Origin of the sequence: Binatus sp. (SeqCode), from assembly GCF_049584895.1 — a bacterium.
Taxonomy (GTDB): domain Bacteria; phylum Desulfobacterota; class Binatia; order Binatales; family Binataceae; genus Binatus.
In genome coordinates this window covers 1-16,702 of record NZ_JBAUYR010000122.1, presented here as the reverse complement: position 1 = coordinate 16,702, position 16,702 = coordinate 1, and the positions used below count along the sequence as shown (strand labels likewise).

Genomic DNA, 16,702 nt, shown 5'->3' with positions numbered 1-16,702 from the left:
TTTACCCCTTTTGCTGGCGATCCAGGAGATATTAGTGAGACAGGTACAAGCGTGCAATCGGGCTAATTGCGAATCGACACTTGCTAACCCGCCAAGTTTGCCAGAATTGTCTGGTCGAGTAGTTAGTTCAATGCCATACCCGCGGCGGTGAGGCGATCCTCAAGCACCGGAATTCGGTCGTGGCCCCAGAAGGGTTCGTCTTCGAAGATGAAGAGCGGGACGCCAAAGACGTGATCGTTCGCGGCTTCGTCCTGGGCGCGTTGGTAGGCGAGGGCGCCTTTACCTGAGAGATACTCGCGATAGTCGTCGGCGGACATGCCGAGTTCTGCGATCACGTTTGCGACTGCGTCGGGATCGTCGGCTTCGAGTTCGCGCTTGAAGAACATCTCGTACACTCGACGGCTGTAGTCGAGCAGGCGGCCGTGATGTTGCGCGAACAGGCCGCCAATCAGTGCTGGTGTCGTATCGTAAACCTTCAGCGGTCCACGAATTACAAGGCCGCGCGGCTTGGCCCATCGGCGGGCGTCGAGGTACGAGTATCGCGCCTTGTATTCAGAATACTGGCTGCGCTCACCTTTGCCTTTGATTCGAAGCTGGAACGGAATCCATCGGAGGCGAATCCGAAATCGCTGTTCGAGGGCGAACGCGGGATCGAAAGCGAGGTAGGCGAACGGACTCTTGTAGTCCGAGTACATCTTCACCTCCTTCGCTTCGTTCGCTGGCATCAAGGACTGCCCATCAGATCGATTGGCTTTTGCAGCACGGTAGGATGCACGAATTCGGCGCCACCGGTCTCGGGATGATCGATGTTGTAGTGCAGCCCGCGCGACTCGCGACGGTTCATCGCCGAGCGCACGACCAATTCGGCGACCTTCGCGAGGTTGCGCAACTCGATCGTGTCGGCGTCCAGCAGATGGTCCCAGTAGTAGCTGTGAATCTCGTCCTTGACCATCAGGATTCGCCTCAGCGCGCGCTCGAGGCGCCGGTCGCTGCGCACGATGCCGACGTAGTTCCACATCAGCCGGCGAATCTCGTCCCAGCTCTGCGTGATCATCACGCGCTCCTCACTGCGAATCGCGCGCCCGGGATCCCATTCGGGAAACTCGGGCGGAGCGCCGCCTCCCGAAGCGACTATTTTACGCGCCGAGTTGAATCCTCGACGGCCCATCACCGCGGCCTCGAGCAGCGAGTTCGACGCGAGCCGATTCGCGCCATGCAGCCCGGTCATCGCAACTTCACCGGCCGCGTACAGGCGCGGAATCGAGGTGCGTCCGTCGAGGTCGGTCTCGACACCGCCGCACATATAATGAGCGGCCGGCACCACCGGAATCGGCCCCGCGGTCAGGTCATAGCCAAAGCTCAAGCATCGCTTGAAGATATTCGGAAAGCGCCGTTTGATGAAATCTGCTTCGCGATGGCTCAGATCGAGGTACACGAAGTCGAGCCCGTGACGCTTCATCTCGGAATCGATCGCGCGCGCAACCACGTCGCGCGGCGCCAGCTCTGCGTCGGGATGATAGCGCTTCATGAACGCGGTGCCGTCCGGCAATTTCAGAATCGCGCCCTCGCCCCGCAGCGCCTCTGAAATGAGAAAAGACTTTGCAGCGGGGTGATATAGGCAGGTTGGATGAAATTGGTAGAACTCGAGGTTCGCGACCGACGCGCCCGCCCGATACGCCATCGCGACGCCGTCGCCCGACGCGATGTCGGGATTGGTCGTATAGAGATAGACCTTGCCGGCGCCGCCCGTCGCGAGCATCGTGGCGCGCGAAATCACTTTGCGGATTTCATGAGTGTTGCGATCGAGCGCATAGACGCCCCAACATGCGCCGGGCTTGCCCGCGCTCGGAGTCTCAACCAGCAAGTTGATCGCGACGTGATTTTCCAGCGTGCGGATGTTAGGCCGCGCGGCCGCGGCCTCGGTCAGCGCGCGCATTATCTCGCGGCCGGTCAGGTCCTGCGCGTGAAGCACGCGGCGATGGCTATGCCCCCCTTCCTGGCCGAGGTCGTATTCGAGTTCGTTGTCATCGGGGCCGCCAGCTTCGACGCGCGTGAAGCGGGTGCCGAGGCGAATCAGTTCGCGCACCGCCTCGGGACCTTCGCGGACGATGGTCTCGACCGCGGCGCGATCGCACAGGCCCGCGCCCGCGCGCAACGTATCCTCTATATGCGATTCGAATGAGTCGTCGACGCTCCACACGCTCGCGATTCCGCCCTGCGCGTACGCGGTGTTGGCCTCGGTGCTGCCGGCCTTGGTCAGAACGGTGACGGTGCCGACTTCGGACGCCTTGATCGCGAAGGTCAGGCCCGCGATGCCGCCGCCGATTACCAGAAAGTCGCTGAACAGTTGCGCGTTATGCCTCATCAGGTGGCCTCAGTCTTTTTTCACTGCCCGCGGTAGAATCGCGAAGCGAGCGTTGTGTCAATTTGACGCTACTCGGTCTGCGCTCGGCCAGTCAAGGCGAATCGAGCGGCTGCGATTTGCCCCCTCTGGCCGATTCCAATATTCTTGAGGCGCGGATCGAAACGAAACGCGCCTGAGATTCGTCTAGAGGCTGAGGGTCAAAGCTCGTGCCGATGACACCGCCAAATATGGTCACGATGTTGCGGATCGCGACCGCGCCGTTCCTGGTTTGGATCCTGATGCACACGAGCCCGAGCGCATCGTGGCTCGCGGCGGGTGTGTTCTTCATCGCGACCATCAGCGATTTCTTCGACGGCTACCTCGCGCGCAGCTACGACTACGTCACCACGCTCGGCAAATTTCTCGATCCGATGGCCGACAAATTGGTCGTCACCACCGCGCTGATCATGCTCGCAGGGATGGCGCGCACGCCGCACGTGCCGGCCTGGATGGTGGTGGTGCTGGTGACGCGCGAAATTATGGTGACCGGGCTGCGTGCGGTCGCGGCGGCCGAGGGGCTGATCGTCGGCGCCGAAGAGCTCGGCAAATATAAGATGACGCTGCAGGCGATCGCGATTCACGGCCTGCTGATTCATTACACGTACCTGCACGTCGATTTCTTTGCGGCCGGGATGTTTATCCTGTGGCTCGCGATGGCGGTGAGCGTGTGGTCGGGCATCGATTACTACGTGCGCGTGGTCAAGGCGCTTCAGCCGAAGCCAATCGCGGCGACCGGCAAGCGCGCGGTGGTTTGACAGCGGTGCTCGCGCCGGATAATCAGATGAATTCGATCTACCGTGTGGGAGAGCGGGTGTAGCTCAGTTGGTAGAGCGCGTGCTTGCCAAGCACGAGGTCGTCGGTTCGAAACCGATCACCCGCTCCATGTAGGTTCTCGCTAAATTCTGATCGAATGAGCTCTCCCGCAACGTCCTCTTAGCGGCTAGTAAAGGAACACGCTAGTTTCTTGCGGCGCCGTCAGAGGAGTGGGTTCGCCTGTGGGTTGGCTCGCGACAGGCGAAGAAAAATGTTGGGCGAAGAAAATCTCAAGTTGGAAGCGGGGTCGCTAGAGTCGCCGAAAATGCCAACTTTGCTCTATCGCTACACGAAGCTTGAGTATCTCGAGTTGATTCTAAAGGGCCGCGGACTCTTCTTTCCCAAACTCTCGTCTTTCAACGATCCATTCGACGCAAATATTTTCCTAAGCTTCAGAGCGACAAAGGCTGAACGCCGGAAATTCTACGACGCGATGCTCAAATCCTCTGGAATGAGCCGGGCCGAGCGAAAGCAAAGGCTCAGAAAAACCAAGGACCAGGTAGACGGCGATCTCCTCGAGGAAGCTCACGCAAAGACGATCCGAGAAACCCGCGCCGGGTGTGGTGTCCTATGTCTCGCGGAAAGCCAAAGCGACATTTTGATGTGGTCTCACTATGGCGACCGGCATACCGGCGTCTGCCTCATATTCGATACCGGAAATGACTTCTTCCATCAGGCGCGTAGAGTCGTCTACCAGAGGGATTATCCAGTCATCAGCTTCCGTTGGTTTTCAGAAAAAATGACCGATGCGCTGGGCGTCAACGGCGATGCAAAAAAAAGTGCCGCGCAGTTCGCCATAGATTCCGCCTTGTTCCTGACGAAGGCAGAGCATTGGAAATACGAAGCGGAGTGGAGGATTGCTCAGAAATTCCCTCGTCCACTAAGAAATCGCGAAAACGGGATATTCTTCCCATTTCCCGCGCATAGTCTCGTTGGCGTTGTGATCGGTGCAAACGCTGACGAAGCGTCCGTTGCGACGGTTCGGAACTGGATCGATGCAGGGCCTTTAAGGCCGCAACTGCTTAGAGCTCGAGTGAGTAAAACAAAATTCGCTCTCGATATCTCCGAACAAGGCTGACCTAGCGGACGACCTCTGCGGAAAAGGAACGCACAATCACATCGGAGGATTTCCCAGTGCGGCGGGGCCGCTGGGGGTTGTTTTCGAGTCCGAGCGGCTTAGCCATCGCACCGAGAAGTAGGCGCCGAAGCCAGGAGCCGGTTGCGGCGAAGATCACGTAGATCGAGTTGCCGATGTTGCTGATCACCTCGAAGGCCGACAGCAGGTACCATAGCGCGCTCCACGTCGCTGCTCGCCTGCGCGCAAGGCACGATGTAGGTCGTCCGTTCGAAACCGATCACCAAGGCTCATAGTTGCAATCGGGGGGAATCGGGATTAGACGGAAATCCTGTCGTTCGTAATCTGTCAGATAACGGGAGGGAATTTCGATGAAGCGGATCGCACTTTTCGCGGTGGCTGTCGTGCTCCTGCTGGCGTGGAATGCGTCGGTGTTCTCGGATCCCGGGTCGCAGCCTCGCGAGCCGCATCCGCAGCCTTCTCCGGCGGTGCTCGGGACCACGTTGCCCGCGGATTTTCCGGTGATCATCAATCCTTACCTTGGCGTTCCAGTTATCGGATTTGGAGCGAGCGGCGGCCAGAGGCGTCCCTTCGAGGGGCGTCCCTTCGACCGTGTTCCCGTCATCTTTCTGCATGGGAATAACGACACGCCGTTCCCGACCTCATGCAATCCGTTCGGGTATACCTACAATCTCGCCCAATATTTTCTCAACAACGGATACGCGCCGAGCCAGTTGTGGGGTCTGGGATACCAGGGAGATCAATGCGACCTCATCGCCAATCCGAGCTACAAATCAGGAGTTGCTCACAGTACGGCCGCGGCGGTTCCGTTGTTGCGCGCGTTCGTGCGCGATGTGATGGCATACACGGGAGCGCGGCAGGTGGATATCGTTGCGCACAGCCTCGGCGTGACGGTCGCGCGCGAGTGGATGTTCCAGGACAACGCGTACCATACGGTGCGGTCGCTGGTGGCTATCGAAGGGCCTAATCACGGCATCATCGACTGCTCGCCTGATCCGGCCAACTATTTTCAGCTCCCGGCCAATGGCGGATTTATTCCGACCAGCGCGATTTGCGACGAATATGGAAACGAAGAGACCCAGCTTCTCACGACGCTCAACGCGGGTGGTGAAACGCCGGGACCTACCAGGTATCTAGTGCTCCGCAACGTCTATCGAGCGTCGCCGGAGAGCGGTGATTTCGTATATCTGTCGGCACAGGATGGATTCTTTCCCGCGGTGCCCGCCGAAGACAGCACCGGCGCGCCCCACGATTTCTCCGACAGTGCGCTCCTGGCCGGTGCTCCGCACACGGACTTCGTTGGACAGGGGCAATTCGACACTATACTGGGGACGTCGCATCTCGGGATCCTGAATTCGCCGGATGCGTGGAGCGCGGCGTTCCAGTTCCTCAACAATTAGAGTTCCTTCGCAGCCGGGGACGCCAGCTGGCGGCCCTCATAGCGAACAACCGCCGATTCTTCGCTCCTAAACGACCGGACCGGCGGCTCGATCAGCAGGAAGCCCCACTTGAGTCGAAGGTAAAGTGGAAGCTGCCATGGTCCGTCTCCCCGCCGCAACTGTAGTGATAAGTGCCGACAAGATCGCTCGACGGCATGCCTCCGCTGAAGCGAACGTTGCACTTCTTGCCGTGGTAGCTCACATGTATTCCCCTGTGATTTGTGGTCGAAGTGTGATATAACTCCTTGTAGCAGGTGAATACAAATGAAAGCCAGTAGATTGATTACCCTGGCGATGTTTGCAGCTGTAACCCTTGCAGTCGCAGGCCCCGTATACGCTGGAAGCGGAAAGGGCGCGGGCCACGCAAGCGCCGCTCGTTCCGCGGGCAGCGTCGGCGGCGCTCGCGCTGAGATGGGACACCAGTCGTCATTCAGAGGCCGCAATCGCCGATTCCTCAGCCAGAGTTTTGCTTCATTCGGGTACGGCGGCTACGGGTACGGCAATCAGGTTTATCTGAATCCCGATGAAGCCGACTGGGGCGAGCAGTGGCAGTCGTTGCGCGAAGACAACGATGGCCCGTACGCGAAATCGACCTTCGAGGGAAACCCGCAGGGCGAGGCTCGCATGTGGGTATTCTCGGAAGACGAGGCTCCGGCAAAGCCCAGCAAGTAGCGCTCGCGATTCGACGCGAATTTAGCTGAGGCCCTTCTATGCCGGCGGATTTCCTACCGCGGCAGGGCCGCCAGGTGTTGTCCTCGCGTCCGATCGATCCAGCCAGCGCACTGAGAAGTAGGCGCCGATCCATGAGCCGCCCGCGGCAAAGATTACGTAGATCGAGTTGCCGGTGTAGCTGATTACGGCGAAGGCCGACAGCAGGTACCATAGCGCGCTCCACGACGCTGCCCGCGACGGGCGGCGCGCGGTTACTGCTGCGTTGAACATGACGTACACGGCGTCGGTTGCAGCCGTCGACGCCATGACGCCCGCTGCGATCAGTGGATTCAGGTTAAGCGTCATCGGCTCCTCCATCGGGGAAAGCTTGTCTAACTCTTCGACGCCTCGGCGGCTTTGAAGCGGGCGCTGGCGAGCGTGAAGATGTTCGAGTTACCGGTCTGCCACGTGAGCGTCAGCTTGCACGCGCGAATTTTCCATCCCGCGGCCGTGCGCACCAATCGATTCGTATAGTAGCCGAACATGGTTTGCATGCTGTCGCCTGACTCGTTGGGCAGATAGTGGCGTGCCTGCACGTATGCGATGCAGGTCGCGTCGTCGCCGGCAATCGTGATCACGTGATTGGTGATCATGTGCTGCGTCGCCTTGAGTCCGCTGAGCGAGCGACGCGCCGCCTCGGTCCATCGGTCGGCGCTGACTTTGCGCGGATCGCCGCCGAAGACCGAGGTGAAGTCGGTCTCGATTTCATCGGTGAAGCAGGAGCGGAACAGCGGCCAGTCGCGTGAATCCAATCCGGTGGCGTAGCGCAATTGCACGTCGCTGATTTCAGCGCGGTCGATCAGTGATTGAAGCTTGGCGTCTTCCATGATGACGGTCTCCCTCGGAACGGTCACTGCGGAAAATCTGGAGTTTCAAATCCTGCCTCTACCAACAAACCGCAGGCAGTGCGAGAATTTTTGAAGCACCGCAATTCGAGGTTTAGGGTCTTCTCCATGTCAGAACCCCTCTCAGACCAGCAGCTTTCACTTATCGACGCGTACTGGCGCGCGTCCAACTACCTGACCGTCGGCCAAATCTACCTGATGGCGAATCCGCTTTTGCGCGAGCCACTGCGTGCTGAGCACATCAAGCCGCGCCTGCTCGGCCATTGGGGGACTTCGCCGGGGCAGAATTTTGTCTACGTGCATCTCAACCGGCTGATTCGCGAGAACGACGCCGACGTTATTTATATTTCCGGTCCCGGCCACGGCGGTCCGTCGGTCATGTCGCATACTTATCTCGAGGGCACGTACTCCGAGATCTATCCGCGAATTTCCGAGGACACCGAGGGCATGCGGCTGCTGTTTCGCCAGTTCTCGTCACCGGGCGGCGTGCCGAGTCATGCGGGCCCGCACGTTCCCGGATCGATCAACGAAGGCGGCGAGCTGGGCTACTCGCTGGTGCATGCGTTCGGCGCGGCGTTCGATAATCCCGAGCTGATCGTCGCGTGCGTGATTGGCGACGGTGAGGCGGAGACTGGGCCGCTCGAAGGCGGATGGAAGGGGGTAAAGTTTCTCAACCCGGTGCGCGACGGCGCGGTCCTGCCGATTCTCCATCTCAACGGTTACAAAATTTCAGGTCCCACCGTGTTCGGCCGCGACGACGACGAAGACATCCGCGTGCTGCTCGAAGGCCACGGCTACGAGGTCCACTTTGTCACGGGCGACGATCCCACGTGGATGCATCGTGAGTTCGCGGCGACGCTCGACAAATGCTACGCGACGATTCGCGCGATCCAGACCGACGCGCGCGCTCATGGGCTCCGGAAGCGGCCGATATGGCCAGCGATCGTTCTGCGAACGCCCAAAGGATGGACCGGGCCGAAAGTCGTCGACGGCGTGCAGATCGAGGGAACGTTCCGCGCGCATCAGGTGCCCCTCGACAAAGTGAAAGAGAATCCCGAGCATCTGAAATTGCTCGAACAGTGGATGCGCAGTTACCGGCCCGACGAGTTGTTCGACCAGCGCGGAGCGTTGAAGCCGGAGATCAAAGCGATGGCGCCGAAAGGAACGCGCAGGATGGGCGCGAATCCGCACGCCAACGGGGGACTCCTGACCGTCGCGCTCGACATCCCGTCGTTCACCGATTACAAAGTTGCGCTCGAACAACCCGGCAGCGTCAAGGTCGAGTCGACGCGCCCCTTCGGCAAGATGATGCGCGATATCTTCACGCGCAATGCGAAGCAGCAAAACTTTCGTCTGTTCTGCCCCGACGAGACCAACTCGAATCGCCTCGGCGACGTGTTCGAGGTCGAGAATCGATGCCTGGTGAGTCGCGTCGAAAGCTACGACGATCACGTCTCGCCGGACGGGCGCGTGATGGAAGTGCTCAGCGAGCATTGCCACCAGGGCTGGCTCGAGGGCTACACGCTGACGGGGCGCCACGGCGTTTTCGCGTCGTACGAGGCGTTCGCGATGATCGTCGATTCGATGGCGGCGCAGCATGCGAAGTGGCTGCAGACCTGCAAGACCGAGCTGCCTTGGCGGCATCCGGTGCCGTCGCTCAATTACCTGCTCACCTCGACTTGCTGGCGCAACGATCACAACGTCTTCAGCCATCAGGGGCCCGGCTTCATCGACACGCTGCTGACCAAACGCGGCATCGTGTCGCGAATCTACCTGCCGCCCGACGCGAACTGTTTGCTGTCGGTCGCTGACCATTGCTTGCGCAGCCGCGACTACATCAACCTGATCGTGATCGACAAGCAGATGCATCCGGTGTGGCTCGATATCGACGCTGCTCGCGAGCATTGTTCGCGCGGCGCCTCGGTTTGGAAGTGGGCTGGCAACGAAGGCGGAAGTGAGCCCGATCTGGTGCTCGCATGCGCCGGCGACGTGATGACCGAAGAGGCGATCGCGGCGGCGTGGCTGTTTCGCAAGTACCTGCCCGAGATGAAAATCCGAGTCGTGAACGTCGTCGATCTGATGACGCTGTTTCCGCCCGACCGCCATCCGCACGGCATGAGCGAGGATTATTTTCTCGAATTGTTCACGCGCGACAAAGACGTCGTCTTCGCGTTTCATGGTTACCCCGGCGAAGTTCATCAGCTCCTGCACGGCCGCCCGAATCCTGATCGATTTCACGTGCGCGGCTACGTCGAGGAGGGCACCACGACCACGCCATTCGACATGCTGGTGCTGAACCAGGCGAGCCGCTATCACCTGTGCATCGAGGGTCTGCGGCGCGCGCCGCGTTACCAGGAACGCGCGCGCGAGCTGATCAAGATGACCGAGGACGCGCTCGATGCGCATCGCAAGTACGTGGTCGAGCATCTCGAAGACATGCCCGCGATTCGCAACTGGAAATGGACGCCGGATTAACCTGATGAATGTAAGCCCACTCGCCGGAAAACCTGTCGATCAATCGCAGCTCCTCGACGTGCCGCGACTGATCACCGCCTACTACAGCCTCCAACCCGACGCGGACAATCCCGCGCAGCGCGTCTCGTTCGGAACGTCGGGGCATCGCGGGTCCGCATTCGATGTGGCGTTCAACGAGGCGCACATCCTCGCAATCAGCCAGGCGATTTGCCTCTATCGCAAGAGCCAGAACATCAGCGGTCCGCTCTACCTCGGGATGGACACGCACGCGCTCTCGGTGCCGGCATTCGCCAGTGCGCTAGAGGTGCTGGCTGCCAATGGCGTCGAGACGATGGTGGACAGCGCGGGCGGCTACACGCCGACGCCGGCGATATCGCATGCGATTCTGACCTACAATCGCGGCCGCAAAAGCGGACTGGCCGACGGGATCGTGATCACGCCGTCGCACAATCCGCCGCCTGACGGCGGCTTCAAATACAATCCTCCCAATGGCGGCCCGGCCGACACCGCGGTCACCGACTGGATTCAGAACACGGCCAACGATTTTCTTAAGGCCAAGCTCGCAGGCGTACAGCGCGTTCCGTATGCGCGGGCGCTGACCTCCGCGACGCTTCACAAGCACGACTACATAAGCGCTTACGTCGGCGACCTGGGCAACGTCGTGGACATGGAATCGATCCGCAGCGCTGGAGTGCGAGTCGGAATCGATCCGCTGGGCGGCGCCGCGGTGCACTACTGGCCCGCGGTGATCGAAAAATACGGAATCAAGGCGACGGTGGTCAGCGAGGTCGTCGATCCGACGTTTCGGTTCATGACCGCCGACTGGGACGGCAAAATCAGGATGGACTGCTCCTCGCCGTACGCGATGGTGCGACTACTCGCGATGCGCGATCGCTTCGACGTTGCCTTTGCCAATGACACCGACGCCGACCGCCACGGAATCGTGACTCGCTCGAGCGGTTTGATGAATCCGAACCACTACCTGGCGGCCGCAATCTCGTACCTGTTTCGCAATCGTCCGCGATGGCGCAAAGACGCCGCCGTCGGCAAGACCGTGGTGAGCAGCAGCATGATCGATCGCGTCGCGGCCAGCCTCGATCGCAAGTTGATCGAGACTCCGGTCGGCTTCAAGTGGTTCGTGGACGGACTGATCGACGGTTCCGTGGGATTCTGCGGCGAGGAAAGTGCGGGCGCATCGTTTCTGCGCCTCGACGGAACCGTGTGGACGACAGACAAGGACGGACTCATCCTCGGCCTGCTGGCGGCCGAGATTACCGCGCGCGCAGGTCGCGACCCGGGTGCATTGTACAACGACCTGACGCGCGAGTTCGGCGCGCCAGCCTACGAGCGAATCGATGCGCCCGCGACGCTCGCGCAAAAGGAAATTCTGAAGAAGCTCACCCCGGAGAAGCTCGACGCGCACGAACTCGCGGGCGAGAAAATCCTAAAGGCGCTGACGGTCGCGCCCGGCAACGGAGCGGCTATCGGCGGAATCAAGGTGATCGCGGAGAGCGGATGGTTCGCGGCGCGCCCGTCGGGCACCGAAGAGGTTTACAAGATATACGCCGAGAGCTTTCGCGGCGTCGATCATCTGCATCAGATTCAGGCTGAGGCGCAGGAGCTGATCGCGCGAGTCTTCAAGCAGGCCGAAACTGGCAAGGTCTAAGGAATCAGCTTGCCAGCTCGCCACACTATACTTTGCATCAACGTCGGATCGTCGTCGTGCAAGTTTGCGCTGTATTCGGTCTCCGGCCGCGCGGAAACCCTCATCGCTGAAGGCGCCGCAGATCGAATCGGATCTAGCGGCGGCAAAATCCGCATTCACGACGCCAACGGCCGCTCGCTCGCCGAATCCGATCGTGAACTCGCGCGTCCGCAAGTTGCCGTCGAAGCGCTGTTCGACGAATTCGAGCGCTTGAACCTGCCGCACCTCGACGCGGTCGGCCATCGCATCGTGCACGGAGGGCCGCATCATGTCGCCCCCGAAATCGTCACGCCGGCGCTGATCGACGATTTAAAGGCCCTGATCCCTTTCGCGCCGCTGCACATGCCAGGCGGTATCGAAGGTATCGAAGCGGTTGCCGCACGTTATCCGAAACTTCCGCAGGTCACGTGCTTCGACACCGCGTTCCATCGCGGAATGCCCGAGCGTGCCGAGCGCTTTCCACTGCCGCGCGATCTCTGGGACGCCGGGATACGCCGCTACGGCTTTCACGGGATTTCTTATGAGTACATCTTGCGCACTCTGGGAGCCGACGTCCCGCCGCGCCTGATAATCGCGCATCTGGGCAACGGCGCGAGCATGGCGGCCGTGCTGAACGGACATCCTCATGACACCACGATGGGATTCACGCCGGCGGGCGGCTTCATGATGGGCACGCGGCCGGGCGATCTCGATCCCGGTGTGATTGTTTACCTGCTCGAGCAGAAGCACTTCCACGCCAAGCGTCTCGCTGAACTCGTGAATCTGAAATCCGGTCTGCTCGGAGTCTCGGGCATCAGTTCCGACGTGAAGACGTTGCTCGACGCGCGGTCGGCGAACGCCGATGCGGCGATGGCGATCGAGATGTTCTGCTATCAGATCAGAAAATCAGTCGGCGCATTGGCAGCCGCGCTCGGTGGTTTGGATATGCTCATTTTCACCGGCGGGATCGGCGAGCATGCCGCCGCAGTCCGTGCTGAAGTTTGCGAAGGGCTCGGGTATCTCGGGCTCGCGATCGATCCGCGCCGCAACGAGTCGAACCAAGACACGATCAGCTCACCCGGCAGCAAATGCCGAGTGCGGGTCATCCCGACCAATGAGAATTTGATGGTCGCTCGACATACGGCTCGACTGGTATTTGAATAGAGAGTCTTTTTCGACAGCACAACTTGAGAACTTTCTGAAGAGGGCAGCGCGATGAAGCTTTACTACGCACCCCAGACCAGGGCAATCAGGCCACTTATCATGCTCGAGGAACTGGCAGTGCCCTACGAGATAGTGCTGATCGATTTCAAAGGCGGCGAGCACAAGAGCGTCGAGTATCGAAAGATTCATCCACACGGACAACTGCCCGCACTGCAGGACGGCACGCTCACGATGTTCGAGTCGGCCGCCATTTGCGCGTACCTCGCCGACAAATTTCCCGACAAGCGGATGGCGCCGGCGCTCGGCACTATCGAGCGCGGGATGTATTACCAGTGGATGTTCTACTCGATGGCCGCGCTCGAGGGATTCGCGCTCGACCGCGAGCGGATGAAGGACTGTTTCCTGGTGCTCGATCGCGTTCTGAGCGGACGCGAGTACCTCGTAGGCGACAAGATGACGGCGGCGGACGTGATGATCGGATCGGGAGTGGTCTGGCTCGACGCGCGGCACCATCTGCTGGATGACTTCCCGTCGCTGGACACCTATGCGAAGCGGATGATCGCGAGGCCGTCATTTCAGCGCGCTTTCACGCCTCCAAGTCAAACCGCACAGACGTAAATTCCAGAAATGTGTGGGCGATTCACAATCACGCGCCGCGACGGCAATTCGCTCGCGGCTGAACTAGGAGTGCCCGCGGACTCTTTCGTGGACTATCGGCCTCGCTACAACGTCGCGCCGACGCAGAATCATTTTGTCGTCAGGATCAAATACGAAAATCGCGAAGTGATTCCCGCTACTTGGGGACTGATCAAGAGCGGATCGAAAGACGCGAGCATGGCGGCTAAGACTATCAATGCGCGATCGGAAACGGTCGACACGCGAGGCGCATTTCGCGACGCCTTCCAGAAGCGTCGATGCGTCGTGCCCGCCGATGGCTTCTTCGAATGGACCGGGCCGAAGACCGCGCGCCAGCCTATCTGGTTCCATCGCGAGGACAGCCGGCTGACCCTGTTCGCGGGACTCTACGAAGCATGGCAGAAAGAGCAGGGCGTCTGGCAGACGACCTTCACGATTCTGACGACGGCGGCTAATGAATTGCTGGAGTCCTATCACGATAGAATGCCGGTGATCCTGGCCGACCGCGACGCTGACGACTGGATGGACCCGCGCGCGCCCGACCCGCACGCACTCAAGCGCTTACTGGTTCCCGCGCGCGCAGACCTACTCATAGCAACTCCGGTGTCGCCAGACGTCAACAATGTCGACAACGACTCGCCCGACCTGCTAAAGCCTCCAGGCCAGATGAGTCTGTCACTGCGAAGCGGCTAGGCGCGCCTCGTTTCACTTGCCGGATTGCTCGTACCGCGTTATTTCCGCCAAGATGTGCTGCTGCAGTTTGTCGAGTGCGCTTCCCAGACCCCAATAGATACGATCGTAGTCAGCTAAGTGTGCAAAGGTGTCAGGATCGTCTAGCGTTTTCACGTTTTCGCGCACGATCAAAAGCTCGGGTGAGTCCGTCTTCTCGTCGGGAAACAGCAGAGCGAGCCACGGTGCGGTGTTGTGGAAGAACAGAACCCGTTCGTCTCGTAGTAGTGTGGTCCATGCAACATCAAGTCCGCCACTGCGCAAAATGGCCTTAAGGTCTTCCTCGGTCAGGACTTTGTCGAAGATGACTTTGCAGAAAGTTCTTAGAAATTTCCCCAAAATTTCATAGGTGGACCGTGCTTCGAAAATGAATGCCTCTATATCCGCTAGAACTTCATAAGCAATGCGCGTATCCGGCACTCGCCAGACGGTGCCCGTTTCTCGATTGGTCTGAATGTTTTTCGCGTCGTCGGCTGCCAATTTCAAAAGGTTCCGGTAATCAGCGTTGAATCTATTGACAACCGCTCCGAGGATGGCAAGTTTCGTCGCGACTGCGATAGCAAAATCGCCGAGTGTGGAATCTCGCTTGGAATTCGCTTCCCTTAAGGTCTCGCTGGTACATGCGTTGAGCGCGTTCCAGATAGGGTAGAGCCACGTGATGTGCGGACTGAACTCGAAGAAAACATGGTTCTGCCTAGTCTTGGCCATACTGTTTTAGACACTATGCGGCGATGATCTCTTGCCTCGCTCGTAGGATGGTAGTGGCTGTATACGAAATCATGCAACCCTGTGAGCGATGATTGGTCTATTCAAATCGTCGTATCTGCAACGCGAACTCTCGGTCCTTTTTGGCGGCTTGATAAATTGACGGCACTGGCTCGCGCTGCTTCACGAGGGCGAGAATTTCGCCTCTACAGTCATCGTTCATTTTGCAGCCTAAAATGACTCCGATGAGAGCGTGCGGCGCGAAGTTGCGCGATCCGTATCGCGGCTGTCCGTCGATCGGAAAGTCGATCAACCTCCACTCCTTCTCGTATGCCCAGTGCGTGGATTTTGTTAGAAACAAGACCTTCCCGAACTCTACTAGAGCTTCACTTTGTTGCTCAAGGTTGTGAATCTGCGCAAAGGTGCGCACGAAGCTGAAGCCCGGATATGAATCGACGTACCTAACGGGCATCGCGTTGCCGAGGAGGTCTCTTCCAAGAATGTGCTCGAACTGCAGGCAGACACCGGTATGCTTATCGGCGTAGTGGGACCACATCAGCAAATCGTTGCTCCACTCGGTGAGACACAGCATGCCAGACTTGTTCAGCAGTTGGCTTTCCCAACTGTCGTATAACTTCTCGAAGGCCATCGGATTCAGCTTATCTCGAACCTTCGCCACCATTCCTCTTAACGCTTGTCGGGAAGCATTCGGCTTCGTGCCTTTCGCCAAGAGTAAACCGATTCTCTTGTATTCTGCTTTCGATCCAGCAAATCCGGGCCGAAGTCTGCAATCAAACGGATCGTTAAAGGAGTTTGGTGAGCAGAGGTAAAGTCTGTTGTCGCGTAGCACTTCCTTCGCCCGCTCAGTTGTCAGATAGCGGAAGAGGGTTGGCGGCGAAACTAAGGGTGGCCACTCTTCTTGTTGGCTGCCTGCGAGCGTGTTTGAGAAGCGGATGGGTTGATTCTTGTGAGCCAAAGCATCCCTCAGGGTTCTCTATGCATACTGGTGATCAGGAAATGAAAGAGAGAGGATCGGCGCGAGACTCCATCGGGCGAGCTGTCTATACCCGTTACTTCTGGCCGTGAGCTGTTCCGAAATAGTCGCCGCCTTTGGGGTGATGATCTTCGCCGCCCCACTTGATGTCGTGATCTAGCCGCTGCATCGGCGGGATATGCTTGGAGCACTGCACGTAAGCCTCGGCTACTTCAACCATTACCCATCGCTCCAAGTGGCCGCCGTCGCTTTCGATGATGTCCTTTAGCACTGCGTCCCCCAGGACTGCTTGCTCGGCTGGGTGATCCTTCAGGAATTCCAGGAACTCATTGTTTTCGACTATTCTTGCGCCGCCGTTTATGTGGAGACCTATCTGTTCGCCGAAGTCTATGAATAACAGACCTACGTGGGGATTTTCCGAAATGTTGCCGAGGCTCGCCATTACGCCGTTGCCACGATACTCGGGATAGGCGACGGTGCGCTCGTCGAGGACTTTCACAAAGCCCGCATGGCCGCATCGAAAAGCAGAGTCGGCGTTTCCTTTCGCATCCGCAGTGCCGACGTACATCATCTCCTGGCGCGCGAGAAAGGCCTGCATCGCGGTGTTGAGATGGTCGAGCACCTGGTGCTTGTAGAACGCCATCGCATGAGTGGTCTTGCCGTATTTCTCCTGCAGGCGATGCTCGCCATCCGAGCCCGGTATTGAAGTATGAGCGGTGACCACTTGTGCGATCACTTCGACTTGTTCTTCGACGTGAACGGCCGGCCTATCGTCGCGATTCGATTCCATTGGATTGCTCCTCCCCTCGAGCAGGCTGAAAGAATACCGTACAGGAGTGCGAAGAAGCCAAGCGGCCGCAAGCACCCGCCGACGCTCAATTGCTGCACTTTCCCGCGCATGATATTTGAATGGATTCGGTCGCGACTGCGGCACGACGGGGCGGCGTACCCAAGTGGTTAAGGGAGAGGTCTGCAAAACCTCCATGCATCGGTTCGAATCCGATCGC

At 59.3% G+C, this 16,702-nt stretch carries 16 protein-coding genes and 1 tRNA gene; 10 read left to right on the top strand and 7 right to left on the bottom strand.

Going from position 1 to position 16,702, the window contains the following annotated elements:
* Positions 1-122: 122 nt before the first annotated feature.
* Complete coding sequence (locus tag WB650_RS21050; RefSeq protein WP_422302466.1) at positions 123-725, bottom strand: DsbA family protein; 603 nt, start codon at positions 723-725, stop codon at positions 123-125.
* Positions 725-2,365: an L-aspartate oxidase gene (nadB, locus tag WB650_RS21045; protein ID WP_422302468.1), complete on the bottom strand. Its 1,641-nt coding sequence runs from the start codon at positions 2,363-2,365 to the stop codon at positions 725-727. Before nadB ends, WB650_RS21050 begins: the two co-directional genes overlap by 1 nt.
* Before the next feature lie 212 nt (positions 2,366-2,577).
* Here nadB and pgsA point away from each other — a divergent pair, with 212 nt between their 5' ends.
* The 5 genes from pgsA (at position 2,578) to WB650_RS21020 (ending at position 6,424) form a co-directional block, all read left to right on the top strand.
* Positions 2,578-3,159 carry a CDP-diacylglycerol--glycerol-3-phosphate 3-phosphatidyltransferase gene (gene pgsA / locus WB650_RS21040; RefSeq protein ID WP_422302470.1) on the top strand — a complete coding sequence of 194 codons (582 nt, stop codon included), beginning with the start codon at positions 2,578-2,580 and terminating at the stop codon, positions 3,157-3,159.
* A gap of 52 nt (positions 3,160-3,211) precedes the next feature.
* Positions 3,212-3,287 (top strand) — tRNA-Gly (locus tag WB650_RS21035).
* Between the two features lie 141 nt (positions 3,288-3,428).
* Positions 3,429-4,295 carry a DUF2971 domain-containing protein gene (locus WB650_RS21030; RefSeq protein ID WP_423961914.1) on the top strand — a complete coding sequence of 289 codons (867 nt, stop codon included), beginning with the start codon at positions 3,429-3,431 and terminating at the stop codon, positions 4,293-4,295.
* Between the two features lie 368 nt (positions 4,296-4,663).
* Entirely contained in the window at positions 4,664-5,713 is a 1,050-nt protein-coding gene (locus WB650_RS21025; RefSeq protein WP_422302474.1) for a hypothetical protein, read from the top strand.
* Between the two features lie 303 nt (positions 5,714-6,016).
* Positions 6,017-6,424: a hypothetical protein gene (locus WB650_RS21020; protein ID WP_423961912.1), complete on the top strand. Its 408-nt coding sequence runs from the start codon at positions 6,017-6,019 to the stop codon at positions 6,422-6,424.
* 36 nt (positions 6,425-6,460) lie between these two features.
* Here the strand turns inward: WB650_RS21020 and WB650_RS21015 are convergent, their stop codons facing one another.
* Both WB650_RS21015 and WB650_RS21010 read right to left on the bottom strand, forming a co-directional pair.
* Positions 6,461-6,769: a hypothetical protein gene (locus WB650_RS21015; RefSeq protein WP_422302477.1), complete on the bottom strand. Its 309-nt coding sequence runs from the start codon at positions 6,767-6,769 to the stop codon at positions 6,461-6,463.
* A 26-nt stretch (positions 6,770-6,795) separates the two neighbouring features.
* Positions 6,796-7,290: a nuclear transport factor 2 family protein gene (locus WB650_RS21010; RefSeq protein WP_422302479.1), complete on the bottom strand. Its 495-nt coding sequence runs from the start codon at positions 7,288-7,290 to the stop codon at positions 6,796-6,798.
* Between the two features lie 126 nt (positions 7,291-7,416).
* On the opposite strand from WB650_RS21010, the gene WB650_RS21005 reads away from it, so the two are divergent.
* Genes WB650_RS21005 through WB650_RS20985 form a run of 5 tightly spaced genes read left to right on the top strand, consistent with a single transcriptional unit; the run spans position 7,417 to position 13,960 of the window.
* Positions 7,417-9,783 (top strand): phosphoketolase family protein, encoded by a 2,367-nt coding sequence (locus WB650_RS21005; protein ID WP_423961910.1) that lies wholly within the window; start codon positions 7,417-7,419, stop codon positions 9,781-9,783.
* Position 9,784: 1 nt separating this feature from the next.
* Positions 9,785-11,449 carry a phosphoglucomutase (alpha-D-glucose-1,6-bisphosphate-dependent) gene (gene pgm, locus WB650_RS21000; protein WP_423961925.1) on the top strand — a complete coding sequence of 555 codons (1,665 nt, stop codon included), beginning with the start codon at positions 9,785-9,787 and terminating at the stop codon, positions 11,447-11,449.
* Positions 11,450-11,458: 9 nt separating this feature from the next.
* Entirely contained in the window at positions 11,459-12,631 is a 1,173-nt protein-coding gene (locus WB650_RS20995) for an acetate/propionate family kinase (protein ID WP_423961908.1), read from the top strand.
* A 51-nt stretch (positions 12,632-12,682) separates the two neighbouring features.
* Complete coding sequence (locus WB650_RS20990; RefSeq protein ID WP_422303277.1) at positions 12,683-13,249, top strand: glutathione S-transferase family protein; 567 nt, start codon at positions 12,683-12,685, stop codon at positions 13,247-13,249.
* 9 nt (positions 13,250-13,258) lie between these two features.
* The gene (locus tag WB650_RS20985; RefSeq protein WP_422303276.1) at positions 13,259-13,960 is read left to right on the top strand and encodes an SOS response-associated peptidase; all 702 of its coding nucleotides are present in this window, start codon (positions 13,259-13,261) and stop codon (positions 13,958-13,960) included.
* A gap of 12 nt (positions 13,961-13,972) precedes the next feature.
* Here the strand turns inward: WB650_RS20985 and WB650_RS20980 are convergent, their stop codons facing one another.
* The 3 genes from WB650_RS20980 to WB650_RS20970 form a co-directional block, all read right to left on the bottom strand.
* The gene (locus tag WB650_RS20980; protein WP_422303275.1) at positions 13,973-14,704 is read right to left on the bottom strand and encodes a hypothetical protein; all 732 of its coding nucleotides are present in this window, start codon (positions 14,702-14,704) and stop codon (positions 13,973-13,975) included.
* A 97-nt stretch (positions 14,705-14,801) separates the two neighbouring features.
* On the bottom strand, positions 14,802-15,677 hold the full coding sequence (locus tag WB650_RS20975; RefSeq protein ID WP_423961905.1) for a DUF2971 domain-containing protein: 876 nt from the start codon (positions 15,675-15,677) through the stop codon (positions 14,802-14,804).
* A gap of 94 nt (positions 15,678-15,771) precedes the next feature.
* Positions 15,772-16,485: a pyridoxamine 5'-phosphate oxidase family protein gene (locus WB650_RS20970; RefSeq protein WP_422304133.1), complete on the bottom strand. Its 714-nt coding sequence runs from the start codon at positions 16,483-16,485 to the stop codon at positions 15,772-15,774.
* Between the last annotated feature and the right edge of the window lie 217 nt (positions 16,486-16,702).